Source organism: Paenibacillus apii (assembly GCF_011043685.1).
GTDB lineage: Bacteria > Bacillota > Bacilli > Paenibacillales > Paenibacillaceae > Paenibacillus_AQ > Paenibacillus_AQ sabinae.
Window position 1 is genome coordinate 537,544 of the sequence record NZ_JAAKGU010000001.1, and the last position, 12,554, is coordinate 550,097.

The following is a 12,554-nucleotide window of genomic DNA, read 5'->3' on the forward strand; positions in this document are numbered from 1 at the left end:
AATTAGCTCAACCTTTTACAGCGCCCGCCATTACGCCTCCGACAATTTTCTTTTGCAGAAGGATAAAGATAACAATTATAGGAAGCATGCTCATGGTTAGAGCAGGCAAAGCTATGTCCCAACGGCTGTTATACATGCCGAACAAGCGGTTAATCGCCAGTTGAACGGTACTGAGTTTCTGATTGTTCAGCAGAACCAGTGGAATCATAAAATCATTCCAAACCCAGAACATATCCATCACAAATACACTGAATACGACCGGTGAAAGTAGAGGAAACACAATTCTTACAAATACCTGAATCACACCGCAACCATCAATCCGGGCGGCCTCCTCCAATTCATAAGGAAGAGTCTTGACTCCACTGCGGATCATAAAAAAAGCGAAAGGGAGTCCAATCCCCCAATAGGCCAGCACTGCTCCCGGAATTGTATTGTTTAAATGCAAGAACTTCATGACCTGGACAAGAGGAATCATAATTGTCGCGAAGGGAATCAACATGGATAGCAGGATGGCACTGCTAAAGATTCGGGAATAGACCGTCGGATGCCGCTCCGCCCAGTAAGCCGTCATCGTTGCCAGAATAATGACACCACATACAGCGGAAAAGGACACTATGGCTGTGTTCTTCATAATGTTAGGGATATTCACTTCTTCCCAAGCCTTTACATAATTATCGAAGCTCCACTCGTCTGGAAACCGGAGCGGAAAGGCTATAATTTCGTTAAGCGGCTTAAAGGAGTTCATGACCATGATCCATAAAGGGGCCACAAAGATTAGCACCCCCGCGAGCACAACCATAAACGTGATCAACATGGAAACTGGGTTCTTTTTCATAAGATTTGACTCTCCTTCCTTTTGCTCATGTACAATTGAACCGAGGTGATCGCTAAAATAATGACAAAGAACACAAGCGCCTCCGCAGTGGCTAATCCGTACTTATTGTTGGCAAAGGCATCGTTATAGATATTTAAGGCCATAGATGTAGTTGAGCCGTAGGGCCCTCCTTTTGTCAGAGAAACATTAGTCTCAAACATCTTGAGCGCGCTTGAAATCGTCCAGAACAGGGAGACTGTAATGTACGGAACACACAAGGGCAGTTTGATCCGGAGAAACGTATTTAGGGGTCTGGAACCGTCAACCTTCGCGGATTCAATCAGCTCCGAAGAAATTCCGCTCAAAGCGGCGATCATGATGACCATCACATAACCCGCATTTTGCCAAACATTGACGATGACTAACGCGGCGAATGCCGTCTTCTCTGTTCCAAGCCATTGCTGGGTAAAGAAGCCCAAATTCAGCTTGTCACCGATCGCCGGAAAACCGGCAATAAAAATAAACTGCCAAATAAAACCAAGGATTAATCCTCCCATCGTTTGCGGCAAATAAAAGGCGGCCCGGAATGGGTTCCGAAGAGGCAGCCTGGCTGTCAATGCTACAGCCAAAAGTATGCCGAGCAAATTGATGAGCAGTACACTGACCGCAGTAATACGGAGAGTGAACCAGAAAGCATCCAAAAACTTCGCTTTCCCCGAGAATATATTGTTGAAATTGTTGAGTCCCACAAACTTAATTTCATTGGAAATTCCATTCCAATTGGAGAACGAGTAAATAATACTTATAGCAAATGGAATAACAACGACGGCAAGAAAAACTAACGTGGAAGGTCCCAGAAACAGAAGATTACCCCATAACATGTTATATTTCTTTTTTTTCTTCAAACTCTTGTCCCCCATTTTTCAAATTCCTTTTTATAATGTCAGCATTTATAACACATTCTTTACTTGTTACTTTAAATTATATAAAATTAAAAACAAATTTCTTCGCTTTTTTTAGCTGATTTATAGCGAAAAATTGATATTGTGTCAGGGGGATGATCAATTTATGAATTATAGCCATGAAAGTATTATGGTTCCCGAAGGATTATTGGCATGGATCTACTTGCATTCGGAAAACCAAGTCACCTTGGTGGAAGATCATTGGCATCGCAGCCTAGAGTTAACTTTGATGCTCGAAGGTGAGAGCTTATATAACATAAATGGAAATGAAATCCTTGTTCGCGAGAATGAATTGGTTTTGATCAACAGCGGAGAAATTCACAGTTGTCAAATTGATCGGTCCAAACCCTATGAGGCTTTGACGATTATTTTTCCCTTTGATCTGCTGAAACAATCCAATCCAAGCGTTGAAAAATTTTTCTTCACCTTGGACAATGATTCGCCCAGCTATACACAATTGGTCTCAATATTTAGAGAAACCTACCACCTTTTCAAAAAACGAGCCTCCAATCCGCATTACCAACTAAAATTAAATAGTGTGTTTTATGATATTTTGTATCTACTCATGACCAGCTTCATTACTGAAAAAAAACTGTCCTTGTCTGTAAAATCCCAAAAGTACTGGAATAGATGTCAAATGATTATCGAATATGTAGACGAACATTATAAAGAGCAGCTTACCTTAACCTCACTGTCCAGGGAGTTTGGGATATCCAAAGAGCATCTGGCAAGGACATTTAAAGAATATATGGGAACAACTTTTAAAAAACATCTCACCCGTATCCGTCTGTTTTATGCTTATCAGTTACTTATCTATACCGATTACTCCCTCCTGGAAATCGCCATGAAAGAAGGTTTTACCGACAGCCGCTCCTTTATCAATAGTTTCAAAGAAATATATGGGATCACGCCGCAAAAATACAGAAAAACACTGGCAAATCATCATATCATCCGTCATAAAAAATACGATTTGACGTAAGTTATCCGTGACTGCAAACTCGTTCTCTCGCGTTTTGAAAAACAAATAGAAGCCCTCGCCACAAGCAGGAGCTTCAAGTTATTGAATCACATGACAATTTTTTATCTCAATGCCAGGACCATCTCTTCACTTGTCCGAATTCGGCCAGAGTTACTTTGCCGCTTAACTTTTGATGTATGTATTCAATGATTTTTTCTACTTTTATAGAGGCTCAATCTAAAAAATTAGTGTTTGATATTTTCAGCCAGATGAACGATGCCGATTGCATTCGACTAAAATGCCAGCTTTGTAACGTTCGCGATTGCGTGTGAAGTAGTGCCGGCGCTGATACGCTTTGATGCGATTGTGCCGTCCTTCGACGGTTGCGTTGGTCCAGCGGCAGCGATGGTAGTTCACAATCTCCGTTTCCCAATTGCGCATCGTCTTCAAGGTGCTTCGAACGGCATCATGATCAATGCTCTCGCCCTGCTGACACCAACGGTTAAAGCTAAGGCTAGCGATCCGGGCGTCCGGTGAACAGTTATACCAAAGGGAAAAAGCTTCTTTCCATTCCCAGACACTGCGCAGCAGCGGCGAGAAGCCGAGTAACCTAATTAGCTGGGCTTTACTCTTTTCCGGCAAGGTGTCCGAAGGGGATTCAGTAGTCGATGATGGCTTTTTAAGATCGCCTTGGCTCTTGGGGCAAGAGTCTGCTGTACCGACTTGCGGACGTCCTGGACACTTTCAATAACATAGCCGTGAACGTGGAAACGATCTGCAATGCGGATGGCACCGGGAAAGCATTCGCTGATCCACGTGTGGTATACCTGGGCCAGATCCATGACAACAGCTTTAGGCTTCAACGTAAGAAAGTCGGGGTGCTGGCGAGCATAGGTACGCAGGTCTTCCAGCTTGCGTCCAGCCAGCAAATCCAGCATGGTTTCGCCCCGAAGAAAACAATTTTATGAAGTTGTAGCTCTGGTAATCCGAAATTTCGTTGATATACTGGAGTGGCATCTGTCATTTCCTTCTTTGTTGTTGGGTAGGACTTACAACAATACAGGATTTGCAGATGTTTTTCCATTTTTAACCTTGTTTTATTTTCAACCGCTAATTTCGGTTTTGAGCCTTTAAAGAAATAGAGTAATTCTGATTTTACTTTTTGATATTGTGGTAAATGGCAATCAATAATGGCTGGAGACAGGTTCCATTTGCCATCATTCAAACTGACACGCGCATAACTAAAATGAACAGATAGAAAGCTGCAAGACCGCTCCTTATCCAGCTCTATAGAATGGGATACGCCGGGCCGAATGTAGAATAGCATCCCTTCTTTGCCTAGAAATCTTTTTCCCCCGACGATCATCCTTCCCGTTCCCCCGGTAAGAATTGCGAGCTGATGATAGGGAAGGGTTCTTGTGATTTTACGGGGATACTCTCCGGGTTCCTTGAGCTTCCTGCCGTTGCAGTAATAAATTTCCTCCATTTTTCATTCACCAACCTTCCGTCCTCATCATAAACAAGGAGAAAAGAAGGGCGGGATGCAGTTGGATAAGAATACCGGTTATGAGCAGCGGGCCATCTTTCTGGCTGCAGTCTGCGGTCAGACTTATACCCAATTTTCAAATGCGGATGGTTCGTTCGTTGTTCCATTGAATTACTCGGTCAGTCATATTATTCAGGCAAAATCCATTAACAATGAATGGGAGCGTTTCGGGTTTATTATCGAATCTCCGCAAGAGATTATCATTGCCTTTCGGGGAACCAGTTCCACATCCGACTGGATCTCTGACATCATCGCCTCGCAGAAGAGATTTAAATATATTAAGCAGGACTGTCTCACCCATCGGGGCTTCACTGACATCTATTCCTCGGCGCGTGATGAGCTCATTGCCGCACTGACCCGATTGTCGACAGACAAGACATTGTACATTACAGGCCACAGTCTTGGCGCGGCGCTCGCGACATTATGTGCGACGGATATTGCGGTCAATACTGCATATCGTTCACCTAACCTGTATACCTATGGGTCTCCCCGTGTAGGCGATCCGGCATTTTCCAAAGCTTTTACCGAATATGTCAGGAACAGCTGCCGCATTGCCAACCTCTATGATCTGGTAACCTATACGCCGCCAACCATTTACAAGCTGCCCAAACGGGAAAAAAAATACTATTACAGTCATGTCCAGACCTTCTCATCGCTGTCCTTCCAGAATGGAGGCATAGGCCCCAATCACGTAATCGGAAGCTATTTCGCTGCGCTCTCCCGCCTGCACCCGAAATACACCGAAGCATTATGCGCAACGAATCCTGGCTTTTGCCCGGTCACTGCAGTGTCCCCAACGGAATTGCCAGAGCCGCAGGAGATAAAAGACGGAAACTTGTAGAGCTTCGCAAAATGTTATAAAACAGAGAAAGATATTTTCCACATAAAAGCCAACCGAATCGAAGGAGATCACAAGATGGACAAGGAACGGGTTCTCGAAAAAACAAATCAATTCGTCAAAGACAAGCTAGAGGGTGAAGGGTCCGGACATGACTGGTGGCATATTGTCAGAGTCCGTAATAACGCGCTGGATATAGCCAGGCAGACCGATGGAGCCGATTGTTTTATCGTTGAATTGGGTGCTCTGCTGCATGACATCGCCGACCATAAGTTCGGATATACCGACGAGGACAGAAGAAGAATCATTTCGGAGCTGTTGATCGACTTGGAAGTTTCCAATGAGGTTATTGAAGAGGTAATCTACATAGCGAATCATATTTCTTATAAGGGAGGAACGAACAAGCATACACTGTCTACTATTGAAGCCAAAATCGTTCAGGACGCCGATCGGCTAGATGCCATCGGTGCGCTGGGGATTGCGAGAACGTTTGCTTACGGCGGGCATGTTAACAGACCTATATATAATCCGGAATTGAAAAAGGACGCTGGCAAAGCTGCAGTTGGCGGCAGCGAAAGCGATACAATCAGCCATTTCTATGACAAACTGCTTTTATTGAAAGATTTGATGAATACGGAGATAGGGGCACAAAAAGCGCAAAAAAGACATGATACCATGGTTGAATTTCTAAATCATTTCTATGCGGAATGGAACGGAGAAAATTGAAAAATGAAAAGCCTGTAAACGAGGCTGCCTCAAGCGGGCCCCGTTTACAGGCTAATTGAATGTTAACAATATGATTCCGTTAACGGTTCTGCTGCTGCAATTATTGAACCTTTGCTTCTCCGGTAACTGTACCTTCTACTTTGGCGGAGGATTGGAAATCAGCGCTTGCATAGTAGATGTTGCCGTCTACGGTTGCGGTTTTATCCAAAGTGAATCCGCCCGCTTGTACATAAACGTCGCCTTTGATCGTTCCGCCCTGAACTTTCAGGTTTTCACTTTTTACCGTGAGTTTAGGAACAGTCAGCGTGTAAGATGCAGTGATGTTATGATCGGCATCTTGCGAGTAGAGAGCAATTTTGCGGTAAACGTCTTTAGCCGCGTCGCCTTTGTCATGGAATTCGCCGGCAACTACAACTTCTCCATCGACTGTCAGGTCATTCAGAATGGCAATGATCCATGTTCCGTTTTCGCTTACTGCCGTTTTAAAAGCATCCGCTTGGTTTACGATAGACGCTGTAGTCGTAGCATCCGCTGCCGGTGCACTCGCTGCAGGGCTTGCTGCTGCACTTGCCGCCGGGCTTGCCGCGGAATTAGCCGCTTGATCATTATTCGCACCGCAGCCGGACAATACTGCAGCCGCGACTCCTGCTACCAACAAACCTTTTACTAGCTTCATAACCATTTCCCCCTAATTGTGTTTATGAAAAAATTATATATTAAACACTGGGAATAACAAGTGATGTAAGTTACAATTTGTCGAATTTTTCTATTTCGTGATTTATTATCGAATCAGGCTTGTCCGGTCAAACGTTCCATCAGCATTGCCAGAAACCGTTCACTGTCCACTTCAAGGCATACCTCCACATTTCCATCTTCATCCCGGACAGCGACAGTCTGCCCCGTCTTTGTCCGGTGATCATATTCGACCGTCACTTTCATTGTCTCGGTGCGAACAAGCGACCTGTCGATGAGAAGTGAAACGGTGAGCGGGTCATGCATGAATGTCTTCTTCTCCTTGATAAAATCGAACCAGAACTCCATCTGCCGGGCCAGCGCGGCATTCAGCGGATCATTCGCCGCCAGCAGCCGCTGCCGGTGTTCATCGGTGATGACAACCTGAAGCGTAACGTCGAGTCCGACCATTACGATGGGCGCACCGCTGCCAAATACGACCGAGGCTGCTTCCGGATCGCTGACGATATTATGCTCGGTCACAGGCAGTTCGGCCGCATTGCGTCCGAGGCGGGTAACGCCGCCCATCAGGATAATTTCTTTGACATGTTGAGCGATTCTCGGTTCACGGATCAGGCATGCCGCGATATTCGTCAAGGGTCCGATCGGCACCAGCGTAATTTCTCCCGGATTCGCCATGATCGTATCGATGATGAAATCAACAGCGTGCCGGTCTTCGTAAGGTAGAGCTTCCCCTTCCTCAATCAGCCCTTTTCCTTCGTGACCGGCCATCCAGATTTCGCGGTTACCGAGAAGCGGCCGATCCAGACCGGCGTACACGCACACATCCTCCCGACCCCCGAACTTAAGCATTTTGGCTACCATCCGGGCGCGCAAATCGGCATTGCCGTACACCGTTGTAACGCCTTCGAGCGTAAGCTCCGGGGATTTCATCGCCAGCGCAAGCGCCATGGCGTCATCGATATCGCTGCCGATATCCGTGTCGATAATTAAACGGTTCATATCCTGTTCCTCTCTTGTCACGCCACAGTTGTGATCGATCCGATCCAGCGGCTTTTTTTGCAAAAGCTGAAGTCATGTACTGATTTTATCAAATTTTAGCTTAAATTATTATTTATTTCGACGAAAAATGCACCCTTTAGAACGTTCATCAGCTAACCCGAGGGATTAAGCCAACGTACGTTCAAGGGGTGCATTTCATCTAAACCGGAGTTGTGTCTGTTTGTTTCATGCTGTTTCGTACTATGTGTATACGATCCGGTCCAGCCGTAAATCGGTTTCGGTTAGAATGTGATGCAGATCTTCCCAAAATACGAACCCTCGGCAAAATAATGCAGCGCTTCAATCGTACGATCAAACGGGAATACACGGTCCACAACCGGGCGAAGCCCGTTTTGCCGGATCGCTTGGTTCATCGCTTCAAACATGTCACGGCTGCCGACGTTAATGGCCTGCAGTCGCGCTCTTCTTAAAATGGCGGGGATTATGGCGAAACCATCTACCTGGTAGCCCGAAAGACCGCCTACCAAGCTGATCTGACCGCCCACCCGGAGCGCCGCAATTGACTTGTTCAGTGTTGCCGATCCGCCGAGATCGACGATATGATCCGCACCGCGTCCGCCCGTCCATTCCAGAACGACCTGATCCCAATCGGGCGTCTGTTTGTAATTGATCCCGAAATCCGCCCCGAGCTCCTTCGCACGCTTAAGCTTCTCGTCGCTGCTGGATGTAATGATTACCGCTGAGCCGTGTAGCTTGGCGAATTGAAGCGCGAACAGAGAGACGCCGCCTGTGCCTTGCACGACAACGGTATCACCAGCTTTGACCCGGCCTTCTTCCACGACAGCATGCCATGCCGTTACTCCTGCGCAAGGAAGCGCCGCCGCCTCTTCATCCGTCAAATGTTCGGGGACTCGAACGAGTCCTTTTTCCGGAAGCACGGCATACTCGGCAAGCATTCCATCAAGCGGACTTCCTAGCGTACTCACCCAATTTTCCCGGGTAGCCTCTCCGGAGATCCAGCTCTGCGTGAAAATACCGCTCACCCGGTCGCCGATCTTAAACCTAGTTGTTCCCTCGCCCAATGCCGCCACTTCGCCCACACCGTCAGATACCGGAATTAAAGGGGCTTTCAAATCGGGATTATAGAATCCGTCGATAACACCCAGTTCTCTGGAGTTAAGGGAAACCGCCCGCAATTTGATACTGACTTCGCCAGGACCCGGAACCGGAATCGGACGTTCAGCTTCCTTCAACTGATCTATTCCAAATGCGCCTTGAATTTCGTATACTTTCATGAGAACTCTCTCCTTTTTCGAATGGTATAGACACACATTAATACATGTACTACACTTTAGTAAGGAGGCACTTTATTGTGTCCAGGGAACCTGAAGGTGCACAGGAGGAGGTCAGATGAATTCTCCATATTCACAAAAAATAGTACAGCCCGACATTTCGTTAACTATTTGCGGATACAGCAAGGTGCTCGAAATCGTCTCCAATAAATGGACGGGGCTGGTCATCTATGCCATGGAAGACGGAATTATTCGTTACGGGGATATGAGAAGACGAATCGAAGGCATCTCCAAAAAAATGCTGACCCAGACCCTCCGCCAACTGGAACGGGACGGGCTGGTCAATCGCAAAATAACACCGGCGGTGCCCCCAATTGTCGAGTATTCACTCTCCGGGCTGGGAGAATCTTTGCTTGAACCTATGAAAGCGCTGAATCAATGGACGAAGGAGAATTATTCGCAGGTGGAGCTGGCCAGGGAGAACTACGATCAAATAAACAGCGGGGAATAAAATTCGGGACGCTTTTACGACTAAGTATTCGGTTCCATATATGTAATTAACCCTGTTTTACCCACCCCGTAGTCCGGGTATATTCATATCAAGTATGTTCTAAAATTCGACATGATCAACCGCTTCAACCAAACCAAGCAGAGGAGCGCAAAGATGAGCGAACACAAACTCACAATCACCGCCATTTGCGGAAGTCTTCGGGAAGGTTCTTTTAATCGAAGAGTGTTAAAGGCTATGGAAAAGCTTGCGCCCGAGCATTGGGAGATTCATCATGCCGATCTGTCGGGTATCCCACTGTACAACGCGGACACGGAAAGCCAGGGTGATCCCCCCTCGGTGACTGAATTTAAAGAAAGCATCCGGCAGGCGGACGGTGTGCTGATTGTGACCCCCGAATACAACTCGGGAATCCCGGGCGTGTTAAAGAACGCTTTGGACTGGGCTTCGCGTCCGGTCAAAAGCTCCGTGCTGATTGAGAAGCCCTTTGCGATTGCCGGGGCTACTCCGGGCGGCGGAGGAACGGCGCAATCCCAGGCACAGGTAAGACAGACCCTGCTTGCCATGAACGCTTATACCATGCCGGGTCCGAAAATTCTCATCGGCAGCGTTCACGAGAAACTGAATCAAACGACCGGAGAACTGGAAGACGAAGCCACTCTTCGGCATCTCCAAAGTTTCCTGACCGCTTTTGAACAATGGATTCATTACTTCAAGTAACACCAAAATGAAAGGCGTGAAGCATCGATGAGCGAACCCAAAGTATACTACGGAAAAAATATCAATGTCATGTTTAATTCGGAGATTTGCATTCATTCAGGGGTTTGCGTTAAGGGATTTCCTTCGGTTTTTAATTTAAGCAAGCGCCCCTGGGTTGATCCCGATGCCGCCACGGCGGAGGAAATTGCCCAGCATATTGACAAATGTCCAAGCAAAGCGCTAACCTATCAAATTCTGGAGGGGGAGAGTCCAATAAAGAACGAGGAATTGAATATACCTGTTGTTGAACATGATCTAGCCCACAAAAGATTCCTTATCCGGGATCAGGACGCAATCGCAGCAGAAATGACATATGTAACTTCAAGTCCGGAGCTTTACATCATCGATCACACGCTGGTCGACCCTGCCTACCGGGGACAGGGACTTGGCGACAAGCTGGTCGACGCCATGGTAGTGTATGCGAGGGAAAACGGAATCAAGATTCTCCCTTTATGCCCTTTTGCCAAAGGAAGATTCGAGCATTATTCGGAATACTGGGATGTGCTTCACAAATAACCGCAATCGTAAAATTCACGGTCATACCCAGCTCCTGCAGCGCAAGCTGCTGGAGCTTTTTTTGTTTTAATGCGGCTTTGTTAGTGTGATCGACTCCCCCTCCATCCCCTCCACCACCCTGGCAATCCGGACAACTTTCAGTGGTCATTCAGCCAAACTTCAGACAGGTTTAAGCTTCTGAGCGGATAATGGGTTCACAGATCGGAACAAGAAGATTGGAGATGAACATGTGAACAAGAAAAAACCGTATGTGAAGCTGGCCCTTGATGCTGCGATGGGCATTACTTTTGCTCTGCTGTTTAATACTAGAGTGTTTGGAGGGCTGACCTTTCACGAACTTGCCGGAATCGCCATCGGCTTCGCCATTTTAACCCACATTGGATTAAACCTTAATTTTGTCAAAAAAATCACGCTGCGTCTGTTCGATAAAAACCTTCCCAGTAAAACGCGTCTGAGCTATGGATTAAATGTGCTGCTGCTTTTATCCATGATCTTTGTTATTTTCAGCGGGCTGGTCATTTCCAGAGTCGTTCTGCCGAACTTCCAATTCGGGAACGAACGCTGGTTCAGTGTTTCCCATATGAGCATCGCTTATCTCACCCTTGCTCTGATCGGGATTCATGTCGGCCTGCACTGGCATTGGGTGATAAAAGTGACGAAAAGGCTGCTGCACCTGAAGATGTCAAGAACCCGTGCGCGAGTCTTAATGACCGGCGCCGCTGTTGTCGTAATGCTGTTCGGCGTGTACCAAGTATACGCGACTAACTACATTTCCCGGCTTCAGATGGTCGGGAACGTATTCGGCCTCTCGACGGTGGCGGCGGAAGAACGAGGAATGGAGCGGCATGATTTTGGCGAAAGGGCCTTCATGAATAACGGATCAGCGCCACTTGATGGGACAGACATGGACGAAGAGAACGGCTTCGGTCGTCGAGCTATGGGATTTTCCCGCGGAGAGCATGAAGGCGGCCAAGCACCCAACTTTATAGGCGTCATCTTGACTTATTTCGGCATTATGGCCGTGTTTGCGGGAATCACTTATTATGCGGATAAATGGACAGGCCGAAGAAAACGGGCCATTAGCGCTTAAACCACTTTGGAATTCGACGCCATCAATATTTCTTCAATTTCAGTCAAGGATTCCACTACAAAGTCCGGTTTAACATCATATTCCCAGACCCTGTTGCTTCTATTTATCCAGCAAGTTACAATGCCTTCTCTGGTCGCCCCAAGTATATCTGAAACAGAATCTCCAATGTGAAGAACATGTTTAGGATTGATGCGGTAGAATTTTAGCAATTCTTTAAACATCGTATTTTTGTCGTCGTTTTTATAGGATTGATGCCGCTCGGATGTAAAAAGATGCACCCCATAACTTTCATAAAAATAAGGAATCATTGCATCATCTGCGTCGCTTACGATACAAATTTTATGGTTCTTAAATATACTTTCAAGAAAGTCAACGGTCTCGTCATAGAATTCCGATAAAGTATGCTCCCGAAATAGAATGTTAACCGCTTCGCCGGCATCAAACGGAATCATTTTCTTATTAAACAATTCGATAAAACTTCGTTCATAGATTTCACTCATCAAAAAAAATTGTCCGCTCTTTCTTAGTTCCTGCCAGTGAGTAAAGAAAACTTTAAGCAAAGATTGTGCATACTCTTCAGCTAATTGTTCAGTGAAATGATGTTGTAAAATCGGTCTCCAGATTTGTTCGGTTCTGCTGTCCACATTTACTAAGGTTTGAAACATGTCGAGACTAATTACTTCAAAAGTGTGCAACAAATAATCAACTCCGATAAAAGAATGGGTGTTAGCCCTTATCCTATCATGATTTGGATATTTTTGGATAGTATATTCTCAGATTAGTCTCCTCATTTATTTGCATTGACATCAAGATACTCCCCCGGTATAATTCAAACAAACAATTAAAACAA

At 46.2% G+C, this 12,554-nt stretch carries 14 protein-coding genes and 1 pseudogene; 7 read left to right on the plus strand and 8 right to left on the minus strand.

Translation table 11 applies throughout. The features are described from left to right. Positions 1 to 7: 7 nt before the first annotated feature. Together G5B47_RS02805 and G5B47_RS02810 are read right to left on the minus strand one after the other, a co-directional pair. The gene (locus G5B47_RS02805) at positions 8 to 835 is read right to left on the minus strand and encodes a carbohydrate ABC transporter permease (protein WP_165094094.1); all 828 of its coding nucleotides are present in this window, start codon (positions 833 to 835) and stop codon (positions 8 to 10) included. After that, positions 832 to 1,719 (minus strand): carbohydrate ABC transporter permease, encoded by an 888-nt coding sequence (locus tag G5B47_RS02810; protein WP_025335421.1) that lies wholly within the window; start codon positions 1,717 to 1,719, stop codon positions 832 to 834. The genes G5B47_RS02805 and G5B47_RS02810 overlap by 4 nt, the downstream gene beginning before the upstream one ends. A 163-nt stretch (positions 1,720 to 1,882) precedes the next feature. Between G5B47_RS02810 and G5B47_RS02815 the strand changes: the two genes are divergently transcribed. Next, positions 1,883 to 2,755, plus strand: a complete 873-nt coding sequence (locus G5B47_RS02815; protein WP_025335422.1) for an AraC family transcriptional regulator — start codon at positions 1,883 to 1,885, stop codon at positions 2,753 to 2,755. Between the two features lie 240 nt (positions 2,756 to 2,995). Here G5B47_RS02815 and G5B47_RS26135 read toward each other — a convergent pair. Then, positions 2,996 to 3,687 (minus strand): annotated as a pseudogene (locus G5B47_RS26135) (ISL3 family transposase); the annotation flags it as partial. Continuing rightward, positions 3,594 to 4,220, minus strand: coding sequence for a cupin domain-containing protein (locus G5B47_RS02825; RefSeq protein ID WP_165094097.1), 627 nt, complete (start codon positions 4,218 to 4,220; stop codon positions 3,594 to 3,596). The gene G5B47_RS02825 and the pseudogene G5B47_RS26135, both read right to left, overlap by 94 nt. 55 nt (positions 4,221 to 4,275) lie before the next feature. On the opposite strand from G5B47_RS02825, the gene G5B47_RS02830 reads away from it, so the two are divergent. Both G5B47_RS02830 and G5B47_RS02835 read left to right on the plus strand, forming a co-directional pair. After that, positions 4,276 to 5,121 carry a lipase family protein gene (locus G5B47_RS02830; RefSeq protein ID WP_051529777.1) on the plus strand — a complete coding sequence of 282 codons (846 nt, stop codon included), beginning with the start codon at positions 4,276 to 4,278 and terminating at the stop codon, positions 5,119 to 5,121. A 75-nt stretch (positions 5,122 to 5,196) separates the two neighbouring features. Further along, positions 5,197 to 5,844: an HD domain-containing protein gene (locus G5B47_RS02835; protein ID WP_165094100.1), complete on the plus strand. Its 648-nt coding sequence runs from the start codon at positions 5,197 to 5,199 to the stop codon at positions 5,842 to 5,844. Positions 5,845 to 5,944: 100 nt separating this feature from the next. Here the strand turns inward: G5B47_RS02835 and G5B47_RS02840 are convergent, their stop codons facing one another. The 3 genes from G5B47_RS02840 to G5B47_RS02850 all read right to left on the minus strand — a co-directional run bounded on the left by G5B47_RS02840 (position 5,945) and on the right by G5B47_RS02850 (position 8,834). Next, positions 5,945 to 6,520, minus strand: a complete 576-nt coding sequence (locus tag G5B47_RS02840; protein ID WP_165094103.1) for a polymer-forming cytoskeletal protein — start codon at positions 6,518 to 6,520, stop codon at positions 5,945 to 5,947. Positions 6,521 to 6,633: 113 nt separating this feature from the next. Further along, positions 6,634 to 7,539, minus strand: a complete 906-nt coding sequence (locus G5B47_RS02845; RefSeq protein ID WP_165094105.1) for a nucleoside hydrolase — start codon at positions 7,537 to 7,539, stop codon at positions 6,634 to 6,636. A 281-nt stretch (positions 7,540 to 7,820) separates the two neighbouring features. Continuing rightward, positions 7,821 to 8,834, minus strand: a complete 1,014-nt coding sequence (locus tag G5B47_RS02850; RefSeq protein WP_165094108.1) for a zinc-dependent alcohol dehydrogenase family protein — start codon at positions 8,832 to 8,834, stop codon at positions 7,821 to 7,823. A 115-nt stretch (positions 8,835 to 8,949) separates the two neighbouring features. Between G5B47_RS02850 and G5B47_RS02855 the strand changes: the two genes are divergently transcribed. The 4 genes from G5B47_RS02855 to G5B47_RS02875 all read left to right on the plus strand — a co-directional run bounded on the left by G5B47_RS02855 (position 8,950) and on the right by G5B47_RS02875 (position 11,704). Continuing rightward, positions 8,950 to 9,342 (plus strand): winged helix-turn-helix transcriptional regulator, encoded by a 393-nt coding sequence (locus G5B47_RS02855; RefSeq protein ID WP_165094111.1) that lies wholly within the window; start codon positions 8,950 to 8,952, stop codon positions 9,340 to 9,342. Between the two features lie 153 nt (positions 9,343 to 9,495). Beyond that, complete coding sequence (locus G5B47_RS02860; protein WP_165094114.1) at positions 9,496 to 10,059, plus strand: NADPH-dependent FMN reductase; 564 nt, start codon at positions 9,496 to 9,498, stop codon at positions 10,057 to 10,059. A gap of 27 nt (positions 10,060 to 10,086) precedes the next feature. Beyond that, positions 10,087 to 10,614: a GNAT family N-acetyltransferase gene (locus tag G5B47_RS26140; RefSeq protein WP_407945203.1), complete on the plus strand. Its 528-nt coding sequence runs from the start codon at positions 10,087 to 10,089 to the stop codon at positions 10,612 to 10,614. A 229-nt stretch (positions 10,615 to 10,843) separates the two neighbouring features. Then, on the plus strand, positions 10,844 to 11,704 hold the full coding sequence (locus tag G5B47_RS02875) for a DUF4405 domain-containing protein (protein ID WP_328804433.1): 861 nt from the start codon (positions 10,844 to 10,846) through the stop codon (positions 11,702 to 11,704). Here the strand turns inward: G5B47_RS02875 and G5B47_RS02880 are convergent. Next, positions 11,701 to 12,402 (minus strand): HAD family hydrolase, encoded by a 702-nt coding sequence (locus G5B47_RS02880; protein WP_165094116.1) that lies wholly within the window; start codon positions 12,400 to 12,402, stop codon positions 11,701 to 11,703. The genes G5B47_RS02875 and G5B47_RS02880 overlap by 4 nt on opposite strands. Positions 12,403 to 12,554: the final 152 nt, after the last annotated feature.